Annotated in this window: 15 protein-coding genes; 10 read left to right on the top strand and 5 right to left on the bottom strand. The window is 73.5% G+C overall.

Annotated elements, in window-relative coordinates:
* The first annotated feature begins 38 nt into the window (after positions 1-38).
* From KBY32_RS25315 to KBY32_RS25345, 7 genes are all read left to right on the top strand, one after another.
* Complete coding sequence (locus KBY32_RS25315; RefSeq protein ID WP_055624554.1) at positions 39-386, top strand: hypothetical protein; 348 nt, start codon at positions 39-41, stop codon at positions 384-386.
* Between the two features lie 115 nt (positions 387-501).
* A complete protein-coding gene (locus KBY32_RS25320; RefSeq protein WP_210981763.1) occupies positions 502-1680 on the top strand; it encodes a hypothetical protein in 1179 nt (392 codons plus the stop codon).
* 77 nt (positions 1681-1757) lie between these two features.
* Positions 1758-2921, top strand: a complete 1164-nt coding sequence (locus KBY32_RS25325; RefSeq protein WP_247689989.1) for an NAD(P)/FAD-dependent oxidoreductase — start codon at positions 1758-1760, stop codon at positions 2919-2921.
* A gap of 77 nt (positions 2922-2998) precedes the next feature.
* The gene (locus KBY32_RS25330) at positions 2999-3364 is read left to right on the top strand and encodes an Rv2175c family DNA-binding protein (protein ID WP_004001914.1); all 366 of its coding nucleotides are present in this window, start codon (positions 2999-3001) and stop codon (positions 3362-3364) included.
* A gap of 211 nt (positions 3365-3575) precedes the next feature.
* Complete coding sequence (gene thiE / locus KBY32_RS25335) at positions 3576-4238, top strand: thiamine phosphate synthase (RefSeq protein ID WP_210981764.1); 663 nt, start codon at positions 3576-3578, stop codon at positions 4236-4238.
* 195 nt (positions 4239-4433) lie between these two features.
* Positions 4434-5357: a methylenetetrahydrofolate reductase [NAD(P)H] gene (gene metF / locus KBY32_RS25340; RefSeq protein WP_055624558.1), complete on the top strand. Its 924-nt coding sequence runs from the start codon at positions 4434-4436 to the stop codon at positions 5355-5357.
* Positions 5358-5414: 57 nt separating this feature from the next.
* Positions 5415-6371 (top strand): hypothetical protein, encoded by a 957-nt coding sequence (locus KBY32_RS25345; protein ID WP_210981765.1) that lies wholly within the window; start codon positions 5415-5417, stop codon positions 6369-6371.
* A gap of 30 nt (positions 6372-6401) precedes the next feature.
* On the opposite strand, the gene KBY32_RS25350 is transcribed toward KBY32_RS25345, so the two are convergent.
* The 5 genes from KBY32_RS25350 to KBY32_RS25370 all read right to left on the bottom strand — a co-directional run bounded on the left by KBY32_RS25350 (position 6402) and on the right by KBY32_RS25370 (position 12503).
* Positions 6402-7904 (bottom strand): NAD(P)/FAD-dependent oxidoreductase, encoded by a 1503-nt coding sequence (locus KBY32_RS25350; RefSeq protein WP_210981766.1) that lies wholly within the window; start codon positions 7902-7904, stop codon positions 6402-6404.
* Between the two features lie 55 nt (positions 7905-7959).
* A complete protein-coding gene (locus KBY32_RS25355) occupies positions 7960-8577 on the bottom strand; it encodes a DUF4126 domain-containing protein (protein WP_055624561.1) in 618 nt (205 codons plus the stop codon).
* Positions 8578-8954: 377 nt separating this feature from the next.
* Positions 8955-9584 (bottom strand): TetR/AcrR family transcriptional regulator, encoded by a 630-nt coding sequence (locus KBY32_RS25360; RefSeq protein ID WP_055624562.1) that lies wholly within the window; start codon positions 9582-9584, stop codon positions 8955-8957.
* A 23-nt stretch (positions 9585-9607) separates the two neighbouring features.
* On the bottom strand, positions 9608-11692 hold the full coding sequence (locus KBY32_RS25365) for a YhgE/Pip family protein (RefSeq protein ID WP_210981767.1): 2085 nt from the start codon (positions 11690-11692) through the stop codon (positions 9608-9610).
* The gene (locus tag KBY32_RS25370; protein ID WP_210981768.1) at positions 11664-12503 is read right to left on the bottom strand and encodes an ATP-binding cassette domain-containing protein; all 840 of its coding nucleotides are present in this window, start codon (positions 12501-12503) and stop codon (positions 11664-11666) included. The genes KBY32_RS25365 and KBY32_RS25370 overlap by 29 nt, the downstream gene beginning before the upstream one ends.
* Before the next feature lie 170 nt (positions 12504-12673).
* On the opposite strand from KBY32_RS25370, the gene KBY32_RS25375 reads away from it, so the two are divergent.
* From KBY32_RS25375 to KBY32_RS25385, 3 genes are all read left to right on the top strand, one after another.
* On the top strand, positions 12674-13240 hold the full coding sequence (locus KBY32_RS25375; protein WP_055624565.1) for an SAV_6107 family HEPN domain-containing protein: 567 nt from the start codon (positions 12674-12676) through the stop codon (positions 13238-13240).
* Between the two features lie 235 nt (positions 13241-13475).
* A complete protein-coding gene (locus KBY32_RS25380; protein ID WP_055624566.1) occupies positions 13476-14303 on the top strand; it encodes a methyltransferase in 828 nt (275 codons plus the stop codon).
* 290 nt (positions 14304-14593) lie between these two features.
* Positions 14594-14986 carry a DUF3040 domain-containing protein gene (locus tag KBY32_RS25385; protein WP_108706486.1) on the top strand — a complete coding sequence of 131 codons (393 nt, stop codon included), beginning with the start codon at positions 14594-14596 and terminating at the stop codon, positions 14984-14986.
* Positions 14987-15218 lie beyond the last annotated feature (232 nt).

The following is a 15218-nucleotide window of genomic DNA, read 5'->3' on the forward strand; positions in this document are numbered from 1 at the left end:
GCCCGCAGTCCCCGGTATCGGTAAGGGAGCCTCCCCGCATGGCCCGCTCACTCGACGGTCTCGTCCTCGCCCCCGTCGCCGACCAGGCACCGGGGCAGGTGGGGACGCGCACCCGGTTCACGTACCACGAGCGGGACGGCGTGATCTGGGCCGAGTACAGCGGCGGCGACGTCGTACGCGGGCACCTCGTCGGCACCCGGGACGGCGACCGCCTCGACTTCCGGTACGTGCAGCTGAAGCGGGACGGCACGACCTCCTCCGGGCACTGCGTGTCCACGGTGGGCGAACTCCCGGACGGGCGCGTGCGTCTGGCGGAGACCTGGGAGTGGGAGTCGCAGCAGGGCAGCGGCACCAGCGTGGTGGAGCAGGTCCTCGCATCCGACTGACGGTCCGTCATGTGCGGGACGTACAACCGTTGCCGGCCGGCAGGGGTCTAGCGGTCCAAGGACTGTTCCCCGGTGGGCGCCGTCCGTCCGCCCGCGTCCCAGCAGAGGATCTGCCATGCACAGACCCCCGCACAGCCGTCGTGCCCCAAGTGCCGCTGTCGTCGCCGGCCTGATCGTGCTGGCCGCGGCTCCCGCCGCCTTCGGCGAGGAAGCCGCGCCCGACCTGGTCCTCGGCGGAGTCGAGCCGGTCCACGGGCTGCGGCCGGGGAGCACGTTCGACCTGCCGGTCACCGTGGCGAACAAGGGCACCGTGACCGCCCGGACGGCGTGGGTCTCCTACTCCGTCACCCGGGGGCTCGACCTCGTGGACGTCCCCTCCAACTGCCGTGTGCAGCACGTCAGGTCCTACGACGAGATGCCCGAGTACTGGACCGCGACGTGCGCGTACGACCAGGCGGTGGAGCCGGGCGTCGTGCTCACGCCCGGGAAGCCTCTCCGGGTCGAGGCACTGGACCGCGCGTACCACGACAGGCTGCGGCTGCGTGTCGGGTACGGGGACGCCCCGTCGGACGACGAGAACGGAGAGCCGTCGGTGCCGGGGACCGCGCCGGCGGTGAAACTGGTCGAGGGGCCGGCCGGTGGCGCGGGTTCCGCGAAGTACGTCCACGTGCCGGTCACCACTGTCAACACGGCCGACTATCGCGTGACGGGTGCCGCGCTGAGCGGGAGGGCCGGTGACACGGTGACGATGAAGGTGAGGTTCGCCAACGCCGGGCCCGCCTGGCTCCTGGAGGAGGGCGAGGTGCCGGGCGTCCACGTCCTCATCAAGCTTCCCGCCGGAACGTCGGTGGTCAAGCGTGACTACTACTGCCACGACAAGGGCGGGACGTACAACTGCCCCGCACACCTCGGTATGAACATGCCCGAGGACGCCCAGATGGAATACACCTTCAAGCTGAGGATCGACAAGCGGATCGCCGGCGCCAAGGGCTCGATCGCGCTGAGCCCCGAACGCCGCTCGTTCGACCCCGACAAGGCCAACGACAAGGCCGACATCACCCTGGACGTGACGGGCGGCGGGTCGGCCGGCTCCACGGGAGGCTCGTCAGGCGGTTCCACGGGCGGCTCGGCCGGCGGGTCGTCGTCGACGGGTGGCGACGACTCGAACGGCGGCGAACTGGCGGACACCGGCTCCTCGGCGCTGCCGCTCACGGGTGTGGCCGCCGCGGCGGTGGCCATGGGTGCGGGCGCGCTCCTCGCCATGCGCCGCGGCCGGGGCCGGAACCCGAGCTGACGACGAGTGTCTATGGTGAGCGGGTGAGCGAGCCAACCACCCAGTCGCAGCGGTCCGTGGTCGTCGCCGGTGCCGGCATGGCCGGTGTGCAGACGGCGGTCGCCCTGCGGGAGAAGGGCTTCACCGGGACGATCACCCTGATCGGCGCCGAGCCCCACCAGCCGTACGACCGCCCGCCCCTGTCCAAGGCGGTGCTGCTCGGCACCGCCGAGGGCTCCGCCTTCGACGTCGACTTCGAGGCGCTCGGCGTCGAACTGCGGCTCGGCCGCGAGGTGCTGGGCGTCCGCACCGCCGACCACGTCCTGGACACCGAGGCCGGGCCCGTCCCCTACGACGTGCTGGTCCTCGCCACGGGTGCCGAGCCCCTGCGGCTGCCGGGCACCGAGGGCGTCCCCGGTGTGCATCTGCTGCGCACCCTGGACGACGCCGAGCGGCTGCGCCCGGTGCTCGCCCGGCAGCACGACGTCGTGGTCGTCGGCGCGGGCTGGATCGGCGCCGAGTTCACCACCGCCGCCCGTGAGGCGGGCTGCGCGGTCACCGTCGTGGAGGCCGCCGAACGGCCGCTCGCGGGCGCCCTGCCCGCCGAGGTGGCCGCGCCGATGGCCGCCTGGTACGCGGACAGCGGGGCGGTGCTGCGCACGGGCACGCGCGTGGAGCGCGCCGAACCCGGCGAGGTCGTCCTGGACGACGGCACGCGGGTGTCCGCGGGCGCCGTCGTCGTCGGCATCGGGGCCCGGCCCGCCACCGCCTGGCTGACCGGCTCGGACATCGCGCTCGGCGCGCACGGCGAGGTCCTGGCCGACGACCGGCTGCGCACCTCGGCGCCGGACGTGTACGCGGTCGGCGACTGCGCCTCCTTCCCCTCCGGGCGCTACGGCGAACGCCTGCTCGTCCACCACTGGGACAACGCCCTCCAGGGGCCGCGCACGGTCGCCGCCGACATCCTCGGCGAGGCCGTCGCGCCCTACGACCCCGTGCCCTACTTCTGGTCCGAGCAGTTCGGCCGGTTCGTGCAGTACGCCGGACACCACCCGGGCGCCGACACGCTGCTGTGGCGCGGCGACCCGGCGGGCCCGGCCTGGTCGGTGTGCTGGCTGCGCGAGGGGCGGCTGACCGCGCTCCTGGCGGTGGGCCGGCCCCGGGACCTGGCCCAGGGACGGAGGCTGATCGAGGCGGGCACGCCGATGGACGCCACCCTGCTGGCGGACCCCGCGCGGCCCCTGAAGTCGGCGATCGCGTAGCGCGCGGGGGCGACGGCCGTGCCCGTGCGGACCGGCCTGGCTTCCGACTGTCGGTGCCAGATGGCAGGCTTGTTCCCGTGACCGAGATTGACGCAAAGATCGATGCTCTCGTCCCCGCCTGGCTCACCCTCCCCGACATCGCCGAGATGCTCGGCGTGGAGGTGACCCGCGTCCGGCAGCTGGTCAAGGAGGGCCAGCTCATCGCCGTACGCCGGGGTGAGAACCGCGCGCTGCACGTCCCCGCCGCCTTCATCGACGGGGACAAGGTCGTCAAGGGCCTGTCCGGGACCCTGACGCTCCTGCGGGACGACGGCTTCACGGACGAAGAGATGCTGGAGTGGCTCTTCACTCCCGACCCCTCCCTGCCCGGCACGCCGGCGCAGGCCCTGAGCGAGAACCGCGGCACGGAGGTGAAGCGCCGCGCCCAGGCGCTCGCCGTCTGACCCGCACACCGCCCGGCCCACGCGGCCGGCCCCGGGCCGCCGTCGACCGGTGACCCGGGCCCGGCCGCCCGGGTGAACACCCTCGGGGTGTGGCGCCGGTTCGCCGCGCCCCGCGGGACAGCCCTGCCCGCCGGGCGACCCCGTCGGCGGCTTTGGGTACGGTGCCTGCGTCCGGCATCCGACCGGCACCACCGACCCCAGGGGGCTCCGTATGTCCGACACCGCCACCGCGGGCACCGCCCGCGCGCGACTCGCCGACGCCCGGCTCTATCTGTGCACCGACGCCCGCAGGCGCCAGGGCGACCTCGCGGAGTTCCTGGACGCCGTGCTCGCCGGCGGCGTCGACATCGTGCAGCTGCGCGACAAGGGCATGGAGGCCGCCGAGGAGCTGGAGCATCTGCGCGTGTTCGCCGACGCGTGCGCCCGGCACGGCAAGCTCCTCGCCGTCAACGACCGGGCCGACGTGGCGCATGCCGCCGGCTCCGACGTCCTGCACCTCGGCCAGGGCGACCTGCCCGTTTCCGCCGCCCGTGCGATCCTCGGCCCCGACGTCCTGATCGGCCGCTCCACGCACAGCGAGGCGGAGGCCACCGCGGCCGCCCGCCAGGACGGCGTCGACTACTTCTGCACCGGGCCCTGCTGGCCCACCCCCACCAAGCCCGGCCGCCACGCCCCCGGTCTCGGCCTGGTCCGGCACACCGCCGCCCTCGGCACCGGGCGCCCCTGGTTCGCCATCGGCGGCATCGACCTCGGCAACCTCGACGAGGTGCTGGACGCCGGGGCCCGCCGGGTCGTCGTCGTCCGGGCCGTCACGGAGGCGGACGACCCCGGGGCGGCCGCGGCGGAGTTCGCGAAGCGGCTCCGGCAGGACTGAACCGGTCCGTCTTCTTTTCCGCCGTCTCATTTCCGTGCCGAGCCGTCTCGGATGGTGGGCGGCCGGAGATCTTGGAGGGGTGTCCGGGGCGCTTTTCGGCCCCGATCTGTCCAAGGCGTGGACAGCGGGCCGACAAATCGGGCAAATGTCCGGCGTCCGGTTGGGGGACCGGGTACCCCTGGTTAACCTGCGAGTATGGCCCTCGGCACCGCATCCATCAGGTCGGACCACGCTCGTACCGTGCGCGACATGCTCGCGACCGGCAAGACGACGTATTCCTTCGAGTTCTACGCCCCCAAGACCCCGAAGGGCGAGCGGAACCTGTGGAACGCGCTGCGCAGGGTCGAGGCCGTACGCCCCGACTTCGTCTCGGTGACCTACGGCGCGGGGGGCTCCACGCGCGCCGGCACCGTCAAGGCGACCGAGGCCATCGCCTCGGACACCACGCTCACGCCGATCGCCCACCTCACCGCCGTCGACCACTCCGTGGCCGACCTGCGCAACATCATCGGGCAGTACGCCGACGCCGGGATCCGCAACATGCTGGCCCTGCGCGGCGACCCGCCCGGCGACCCGCTGGGCGACTGGGTGCCGCACCCCCGGGGCCTGGCCTACGCCGCCGAGCTCGTCGAGCTGATCAAGGCGTCCGGCGACTTCTGCGTCGGTGTCGCGGCCTTCCCGGCCATGCACCCGCGCTCAGCCGACTGGGAGACCGACGTCCGGCACTTCGTGGACAAGTGCCGGGCCGGCGCGGACTACGCGATCACCCAGATGTTCTTCGAACCGGAGGATTATCTGCGGCTGCGCGACCGGGTTTCCGCCGCCGGCTGCGACACCCCGATCATCCCCGAGATCATGCCCATCGCCAGCGTACGGACCCTGGAGCGGATCCCCTCGCTCACCAACGCCGCGTTCCCGGACGCCCTCAGAGAGCGGATCCTCACAGCGAAGGACGATCCCGCGGCGGTACGCTCCATCGGTATCGAGTTCGCCACCGAGTTCTGTGCGCGGCTTCTGGCCGAGGGAGTGCCCGGACTGCACTTCATCACGCTCAACAACTCCACGGCGACACTGGAAATCCACGAGAACCTGGGCCTGCACCACCCACCGCAGGCCTAGACCGGTCGTCCTGATATACGTCACACTGCGTAGGCGGCCACTGGGAGAGGGGCGTACATGGGCTTGACGGTCCTCTACATCGCGTTCGGCGTCGTCGCGCTGTGGCTGCTCGGCGAGGTGCTGCTGCAGTACAAGGCGCGGCTGCGCTGGCGGCTGGTCGCCTTCGTCGGCTTCCTCGGCGTCGTCCTCGGCGTGCTCATCCCGTCCGTGATCGTCATCGGACTGGGCGCCGCGGCCTTCGCCGTCGGGCAGACCTACGTCACGCTGTCGTTCCGCCGCGGCTTCTCCGCCGGCTGGGCGGTCTCCGCACCGGCCCTCGGCCCGCTGGCCGGCGCCAAGCGCCGCCGCGACGAGGAGGACCGCCAGGAGCCGACCCTGGAGGTCTCCGACCTGGAGGCCGGCGACGGCTACGCGGACGACGACACCGGCTACGGCCGGGCCGACACCGGACAGATCGCCGACGACTACGACCGCGACGACGTCTTCACCCCCGCCCGCGGGGGCCGGGGCGGCGCCGAGTCGTCCGCCGTCTACGAGCCGCAGCCCCTGCCGGAGGACACCGGCTCCTACGGCGTCTACAGCGACGCCGCCTACGCGGCCGCCGCCCAGCAGCAGGGCTACGCCGACGCGGGCCAGTCCCAGGAGCAGTACGCCACCGCCGACCAGGGCTACGGGTACGACGGCTACGCCGGGTACGACCAGCAGCAGTACGGCTACGACGCCAACGGCCAGCAGCAGTACGCCGCCTACTCGGACCCGTACATCGGCACCCAGACCTACGGCGGCGGCTCCTACGACGCCTACGGGCAGCAGCAGTACGACCAGCAGCAGGCCTACGGGCAGGACCCGTACGCCACCGGCACCTATCCCGACGGCACCCCGGCCGCCGGCGTCTGGGTCCCGCAGCAGCGCACCGACGAGTACGGCGGCGAGCTCCCGCCCGAGCAGCAGCAGTACTACCAGGGCAACGGGCAGCAGCAGGGCCCTGGTTACGACGAGCAGTACCGTTTCTGACGGATCCGCGCGCCGGGGCTCACGCCCGTCTCACTGCGAGCCCTGGAAGTCCGGCCCCTCCACGATCAGCCCGGCCACCAGCGCGCCCGACATGCCCGCGTGCGGAAGCCCGCCGCCGGGGTGCGACCAGCCGCCGACCGTGAACAGCCCCGACAGGGCCGTGCCGTTGGAGGCGTGCAGCATCCGCCCGCCGGCCGCGGCCAGCGCCGGGGCGGGGACCGCGCCGCCCTCCGCGCCCGTCGCCTCCTCCACGTCGGCCGGCGTCACAACCTCGTGCCACAGCAGGCGCTTCCGCAGCTCCGGCAGAGCCCGCTCGGCGACCGTGATCAGGTCGTCCGCGCGCCGGGCCGTCTCCTCGGCGGAACCGCCCCCGGCCGGCACCGTCGCCACCAGCACGGCCGTCTCATGAGCGGGGTCCGGGACCAGCGCCGGGTCACCGGGCCGCAGCACCGTCACCGTGGGACGCGCGGCCATGCCGGGCGCCGCGCCGAACAGGGCGTCCAGCTCGGCGTCGCGGTCCTCGGCGTGCACCACCGTGCGATGCGCCGTGCCCTCCGGGCGGCCGCCGCGCAGGGCCAGCAGCACCGTCAGCCGGCTCGGCGCCCCGCGAAGGGGCGGGACCTCGCCCTCGGCGCGCACCGCCGTCCCCCGCACGAGCCGGTCCAGGACGCCGGGCGCGACCCCGGACACCACCAGATCGGCCTCCACCGCGGTGCCGTCGGCCAGCTCCAGCCCGGCCGCCCGGCCGTCCTTCTCCAGGATCGCGGCGACCTCCGCCCCGAAGTGGAACTCCACCCGGCGGGCCAGGCACCGCTCGTAGACGGCCCGCGCCAACTCCCGCAGCCCGCCGCGCACATACCAGGTCCCGAAGGCGTGCTCCATGTACGGCAGCACCGCCGCGTTCGCCGGCACCGCGCGGGGATCGAGGCCGTACGCCAGCGCGTAGCTCTCCAGGAGGGCGATCAGCCGGGGGTCGCGCAGCTCCCAGGCGCCGACCTCGGCGAGGGTGCCGGCGCGCCGGGTGCGCAACAGCCGCTTGTGGGGCACCGCAGGGTAGGGCTCGCGCTCGGCCAGCACCTGCCAGTCGGGCCACAGGGGCTCCTCCAGCAGCGGTCTGCGGGTGCGGTCCCAGGTCTCGCGGGCGCGGACCAGGAAGTCGCCCCAGCGGCGGCCGGCCCCGGCACCCAGCGCCTCGTCCAGGGCGGAGACGACGCCCGCGCGTGAGGCGTTCGGCAGCGCGGTCTCGGAGCCGTCCGCAAAGAGGTGCCGCGCGGACGGGTCGACCTGCACGAGGCCGACGCACTCCTCCAGCGGCTCCTTGCCGGTCTTGACGAACAGGTCGCGGTACACGGCGGGCAGCGGGAGCAGCCCGGGACCCGTGTCGAAGGCGAAGCCGTCGCGCTCGAAGCGGCGCACCGCTCCGCCGTACGTCTCCGTCCGCTCGTACACCGCCACCCGGTGGCCCGCGACGGCCAGCCGGGCGGCGGCCGCCAAGGCGCCCATCCCGGCGCCGATCACCGCAATCCGTGCCATGCAGGGGACCTTATCGGCCGCCACCGACAACCGGTCCGCCGGGCCGCGTCCCAGCTCAGGCGGGCCGTTGGGGCAACGGGCTGCGCGCGAGCCGCTTCTCGGCCCGCCGCTCGGCCCGGCGCCGCAGGAAGCGCCGGATCCGCGAGACGAGGAAGTACAGCATCAGAACCCCGGCCAGCAGCAGGGCCCCCGTGACGACGGCGGCCGCGACGGGGTGGAAGATCGCGAAGGTGATGAGCGCGGCGACGCCGAGGTCCTCGGCGAGGCTCACCAGGATGTTGCTGAACGGCTCCGGGGAGCTGTTGACCGCCATCCGCGTCCCGGCCTTGACCAGATGGCTGACCAGCGCCGTGGAACCGCCGACCGCGCCCGCCGCCAGCTCCGGCACCGAACCGCTCTGACCGGCGAGCAGCGCGGCGACGACCGCGCCGGACACCGGGCGGATCACGGTGTGCGCCGCGTCCCAGGCCGAGTCCACGTACGGGATCTTGTCGGCGACGGCCTCGCAGAGGAAGAGCACGCCGGCCGCGATCAGCACGTCCGGGCGCTGGAGCGCCTCGGGGACGTCGTCGCTCAGACCGGTCGCGCCGAATATGCCGAGGAGCAGCACCACCGCGTACGCGTTGACACCGCTCGCCCAGCCGCTCGTGAACACCAGGGGGAGTACGGACACGGGGGTGATCGTAGCCAGTCGGCGACGGCGGGTCATGGGGCCGGGCGCGCACCCCTGAGTACCCGTACCTAGCCGTGGAGATGAGTACGCGCGCGGATGGGCCGCGACCTGCCCGGACGGGAGAGTGGAGGCACGGAGAAGGGGATCGGCTCCGGCACCGGCGACACGGGGCGCCGGAACGGAGCGGCCCCGGATCCGCTCCTTCCGCCGGCCCGGCGTCGGCGGGAGCGAGACCGGGGGACCCGGGGGACGGACCGAACGGGGGTCCAGCAGGAAACGGGGGAGTACGGGGGGGCACGAGAAGGCGCCGGTCCGATGACGGCCCGCGGGGGACGCGGCCGTCACGGACCGGCGCTTTCGTGTGTGCCGGCGGGACCTCAGCGGCGCCCGCTCACCCGGCCCTGCAACAGCCGGGACAGCGCCGCGTGGACGTCGTCCAGGGAGCGCTCCGGCTGGAACGACTTCCAGTCCAGCGCGGCCACCAGAACCATGCCGACCAGCGCGGCGGCGGTCAGCGGAACGTCGATCTCCTCGCTGAACTCACCGCCCTCGACACCCTCGCGGAGCACGTCCTCGACGACCGCCACGGCCTGCTGTCTGACCACCATCAGCGTGGACTGCCAGGCCCGGTTGGTCCGCCACAGCTCGGCCACATAGAGCTGCGTGAACGACGGGTAGCGGTCGATGAAGACGAGGCCCGCGCGGATCATCGCGTCGAGCGCGTCCACCTTGCCGCCGCCCTCGCGCGCGGTCGTCTCGGCGGCGTCGCGCAGGGAGGCCGTCAGCAGCCCCACCCCGTGCCGCAGCAACTCCTCGAAGAGGACCGACTTGCTGGCGAAGTTGTAGTAGACGGTGCCCTTCGCCACCCCGGCACGCTCGGCGATCTCGTCCACCGTGGTGGCGGAGAAGCCCTGTTCGGCGATGAGCGTGACGGCCGCCTCGTAGAGCTTCTGCCGGGTGGCCTCACGGCGCGTGCTGCCGCCCGACGCGGCGTTGCTGCTTTCCATGGCCCCGATTGTCCCGCGCCCGCTCACAGGCTCAGCTCCGGGTGCAGCCGGTCGAGCGTCCACACCTGCCGGCGGCGGGCCGACAGCGCGGTCAGCGCCAGGGCGCCGGCCGTGAACGCGGCCAGGACCAGGCATCCCGTCCACACCGGTTGCAGCCCGCCGCCCGTGATGAGCCGGCGCAGCGCCTCGACCACGTACGTCATCGGCAGGAACGGGTGCAGCGCGTTGAAGAATCCCGGGCTGGTCTGCACCGGGTAGGTGCCGCCCGCCGACGTCAGCTGGAGCATCAGCAGCGCCAGGACGAGGATCCGCCCGGCCGCGCCGAAGCGTGCGTTCAGCCACTGCACGATCGCCGCGAAGCACGCCGTCACCAGGAAGAGGAAGCCGACCGTCCCGGCCGCCCGCGCCATCTGCAGCCCGATCGCCCAGTGCAGCACCGCCATCAGCGCCACGGTCTGCAGCACGCCGATCGCGACCACCGGCAGCCAGCCCGCCAGGGCGATCCGCCACGCCGAGGCGCCCGCCGCGAGCGCGCGCCGGTTCATCGGCGCGATCAGCATGTACGCCACCATCGCGCCCACCCACAGGGACAGCGGGATGAAGTACGGGGCGAAACCGGTGCCGTAGTTGGGCGCCTTGTGCATGTCCCGGGAGACCAGCTGGACCGGGTCGGCCATCACCTCGGTGCGCTGGTCGCGGTCCTTCTTGTCGTAGTCGGGGATCTTCCCGGCGCCCTCGTGCAGCCCGTTGGAGAGCTTGCCGGAGCCGTCGGCCAGCTTGTACATGCCGCCGCTCAGGTCGTACGCGCCCGACTTGAGCCGGCCCACACCGGTGTCCAGGTCCACGGCGCCGGACTTCGCCGTGCCGAGACCGGTGTGCAGCCTCTTGGCGCCGGCGGCGACCTTCGCTGCGCCGTCGTTCAGCTTGTTGATACGGCTGACGGCGTCGTCCAGGTCCTCCGAGAGCCGGGGGGCGCGCTCGGCGAGGGCGTCGGCCTGCTTCTGGAGCGTGGCGAGGTTCTTGTCGAGCTTCTTCAGATCGCCGTGCTGGTCGGCGATCAGCGTGTTCAGGTCGTCGGCGATCGTCGCCACGTCGGCCGCCGACTGCTTGGCCTTCTTCAGGTCGGCGCAGGCCGGGTCGGACAGGACGGCGTCCTCGCAGCGCGCCTGATAGACGGTGTCCAGCACGTCGGAGGCGGCGTGGGCGCCCTTGGCCGCTCCCGGGGCGCGTTCGACGAGGTCGTCGAGGTTGTTGCGCAGGGCGCCCGAGGTGTCGGAGACCAGCCGGGCGGTGTCGCCGATGGTCTTCTCGTTGCCCGCCAGGAACGGGCCGACCTTCCGGTCGACGGCGTTCACCTTGTCGGCCAGCGCCCCGGTGCCCGCGGCGACCCGCCGCGAGCCGTTCTCCAGGTCCCGCGCGCCCTTGTCGAGCTTCTTCAGCCCCGACGACAGTTCGCCGCTGCCTTCCTTTGCGTCCTTCAGGCCCTTGGCGAGGTCCTTGGAGCCCTTCTCGGCCTTGCCGATGCCGCCCTCGAGCTTGTCGGCGCCGTTCGCGGCCTTCACGGTCTCGCCGTGGATGTCGGAGAACGACACGAAGATGCGGTCCAGGAAGGACCGCGACGCCTTGGTGGAGGCGGCGTCGCGCACCTCGCTGAAGACCGTCCGCGAGATCTGCCCGACGATGTAGTTGTTGGCGTCGTTCGTCCGCACCTGGAGGGCACCGGTCTCAGGGCTCTCGCCGGCGCTGGAGGCGATCCGCCGGCTGAAGTCGGACGGCATGGTCAGCGACAGGTAGTACGTGCCGTCCTCGACGCCCTTCTCGGCTTGGGCGGCGCTCACCTCGCGCCAGTCGAAGACGTCGCTCTCGTGCAGCCCCTCGGTGATGTCGTCGCCGGCCCTGAGCTTCTTCCCGCTCACGGTCGCCCCCGCGTCCTCGTTCACCAGGGCGACGGGGATGCGGTCGAGCCGGCCGTACGGGTCCCAGAAGGACCACAGGTACAGCGCGCCGTACAGCAGGGGGAGCACGAGGAGGGCGACCAGCGCGGCCCGGGGCAGCTTCCCCCGGCCGAAGCGCCGCAGCTCAAGCGCGGCCAGCCTGGGCGATCGCATCGGCGGCCTCCTTTCCGTCGGTGCCGTTCTCGTCGGACTCGGAGTCGGACTCGGAGTCGGATTCCGACTCGGACTCGCTCTCGGTGTCGGCGCCGGTGTCGGCCTCCTCGGCCGTCCCTGCCGTGGACACCCGTACCGTCCCGTCCGGGGCCTCGCTGCACACGGCCAGGACCGTGGTCCCGGACGCGGCGATCGACCTCAACAGCTCCCAGATCGCGACGCGTTCGACGTCCGAGAGCTTCAGGTCGGTGTCGTCGACGCCGAGCACGCGCGGGCGCGCGATGAGCGCGAGCGCCAGGGACAGCCGCAGCGCCTCCGCGCGCTCCAGATCCCGTACGGCGGTGCGCGCGCCCTTGGGCAGCGACTCCAGGTCCAGACCCGCGGCCGTCAGCGCGCTCTCTATCCGCTCCCGCCGCGCCGCACGCCCCTCCTGCCGCGGACGCAGCAGCGCGCGTAGCGAGTCGCCGAACCGCCGCTGCAGCAAGGCGCGTTCACTCAGGTGCTCGGCGACGGTCAGCGCCGGGTCGAGGTCGGTGACCCCGGGCACATGGGCGAGCGCGCTGACGCGCCGCACCGCCGCCATCCGCCGGGGCAGTTCCGCCCCCGCCACCGTCGCCGTGCCCTCGGTGGGTTTCATCCGCCCGGTGAGGGCCAGCAGAAGACAGGTACGGCCGCTGCCGGACGGCCCCTCGATCGTGATCAGCGAACCGGGCCCGGCCTCGAAGGAGACCGCGCGGAACGCCCATCCGCGCGGTCCCCGGAGTCCGAGGTCCCGGGCCGTGACGCCGTCGGCTGCCACGGTTCCCCCCATCCCCGCCCCCTCATCTCTTTGAACTGACTGGTCAGTTCAAAAGGTAGCCCGAACTTGCGATCGAGGCAAAACCCCAGGTCGGAACGGATTGTCAGTGCCGTACCCCACGATGGGCACATACGGCAACCCGTATCGGGGCATGCCGTCACACAGACGACAGGAGGTTCGTCATGGCCAGCTCGCACGCAGCCGCCGCCCGCCGGCGCCGCGCCACCGGCCCTGCCCCCTCACTGACCGGCCCCGCGAGCGACGTGCACCCGGTGCTCCGCCGGGCCACGGCGCCGCCCGCCGCCCTCGACCTGCTCGCCCAGGCCCGCGCCGGACTCGACGAGGCGTCCGTCCTCGAGACCCCCAACGAGCGCTATGCCACGGCCCATCTGGCCGCCCTGCGCGTCGCCGCCGCCGTGCTCGCCGCCCGGGGCCGCCCGGAGACCACGCCCAGGCGCCGGGCCAGGATCCGGAGCGCCTGGGAAGTGCTCCCCGAGATAGCGCCCGAACTCGCCGAGTGGAGCGCGCTGTTCGCCGCCGGTGCCCGCCGCCGCGCCCGGGCCGAGGCCGGCATCCGGGGCGCGGCCAACCGCCGGGACGCCGACGACCTCATACGGGACGTGGCGATGTTCCTGCGGCTCGTCGAGCGGATGCTGGTGCTCCAGCCGGTCCTGCCCCAGCCGCGCCAGGACACCGACGCTGGCCCGGCCCCGGGACCCCGCTCCGAGGAGATGCCGGACGCGGGATGAGCCCGCGCGGGCGGCTGCCAAGGCACCGTCCACAGGCGTACGGCGGCCCTGGTCGGCGGGGGAGTCCGGTGGGCGGGACGCCCGGGCCCGCCCGGCACCTGGATGGCCGCCCGGCGCCCGGGAGGCAATAGGGTGGGAGGTGCCTGCAGCCTCCCCGCGCCCTCATCCGGCCCGGTGAGGCAGACCGTTCGCTCCGCCGTGCAGACGGCGGTCCCGCGCCGAGGAGTCAATCGCCGTGTCGGACCCGATGCGCCCGCCCGTCTCCGCCCAGCACCCCCAGGGGACACCGCGCTCCGGCCCCTCCCGGCCGCCCCGCGCCGGCCTGCGCACCGCCGTGGTCTGGGAGGTCCTCCAGGACGCCCTGGACCGCCGGGTCAAGGCCACGGGACGCCCCGCGCTGGACGTCCTCGACACCGGGGGCGGCAGCGGCAACTTCGCCGTGCCCCTGGCCCGCCTGGGCCACCGTGTCACCGTCGTCGACCCCAGCCCCAACGCGCTCTTCGCCCTGGAGCGGCGCGCCGCCGAGGCCGACGTCGCCGACCGCGTCCAGGGCGTCCAGGGCGACGCCCACGGGCTGTTCGACGTGGCCGAGCGCGGCGCCTACGACATCGTGCTGTGCCACGGAGTCCTGGAGTACGTCGACGACCCCGCCGAGGGCGTCCGCAACGCGGTGGCCGCGCTGCGCCCCGAGGGTGTGCTCAGCCTGCTCGCCGCCGGGCTCGGCGGCGCGGTGCTCGCGCGGGCGCTCGCCGGCCACTTCACGGAGGCCAAGCGGGCCCTGGAGGACCCCGACGGGCGCTGGGGCCAGGGCGACCCGGTGCCCCGGCGCTTCACCGTCGACCAGCTCACCGGGCTGGTCGAGGGCGCGGGCCTGCGGGTCGGTGCCGTGCACGGCGTGCGGGTCTTCGCCGACCTCGTGCCGGGCGTCCTCGTGGACACCGAGCCCGGGGCGCTGGAGGCGCTGCTGAAGCTGGAGGAGGCGGCGGCCGAGCTGCCCGCCTTCCACTCGGTGGCCACCCAGCTCCATGTGCTCGGTGAGACCGCCGAGGCGGCCGGGGCCTGAGCGGCCCGGTGCGTTCACCCCGCCGGGGCATGCCTTGATCAGGGACTTGGCCGCACATGGAGTACGCCACAGGCCCCCCGTCCCGGCGCGCGGCGCCGTATGATCGAGGGAGACCGTTCCGGCATGACGGGTCGGCCGCTGGGGAAAGTAGATCTCAGCGAGCCGGGGCGCCATGCCGGGGCCCGGTTGGCCAATTGGCGTAGAGGGGCGGGTTTCACGGGGGCGATTCCCTGCCTATCCTGAAGGGACCCCCCGGGTCGCCCCGGCGACTGCACGATGAGGAGGACTCCGTGCCGCTCTCGGAGCACGAGCAGCGCATGCTCGAGCAGATGGAGCGAGCGCTGTACGCCGAAGATCCCAAGTTCGCGACAGCGCTTGAGGGAAGCGGGCTGCGCACGTACACCCGGCGACGGGTCTACCAGGCGGTCGCGGGCTTCCTCGTAGGTATCGCGCTCCTCATGGCTGGAATGGTCGCCAAGCAGGTGTGGCTCAGTGTGGTGGGCTTCCTGGTGATGCTTGGCTGTGCGGTCCTCGCCGTGACCGGCTGGCGCAAGGCCCCCAAGCCGGGCGAGCAGCCCGCGGGCGGGCCGCAGGCCGGCCATCGGCCACGGCAGAGGCGCTCCATGATGGACAGGATCGAGCAGCGCTGGCAGCGCCGCCGCGACGAACAGGGCGGCCACTAGCCGCCGAGCCACTCCCGAACGACATCAGGGGGTGACCACCGAAGGGTGGTCACCCCCTGTCGTATGCCCAGAGTCGTATAGCCGAGGGCGGTCGCCGGTCGTATTGCTGAGGCCGTATGCCGCCGTACACCCAGGGCCATGAGACCGCCGTACACCCACGGCCGTACGCGCGGGTCCTGCCCGGCGCCGGGCAGGACCGCATACGCGTTACCCCGGCGCCCGTCAGGCTCCG

Origin of the sequence: Streptomyces sp. RK62, assembly GCF_018070255.1 — a bacterium.
Lineage (GTDB): Bacteria > Actinomycetota > Actinomycetes > Streptomycetales > Streptomycetaceae > Streptomyces > Streptomyces nigra.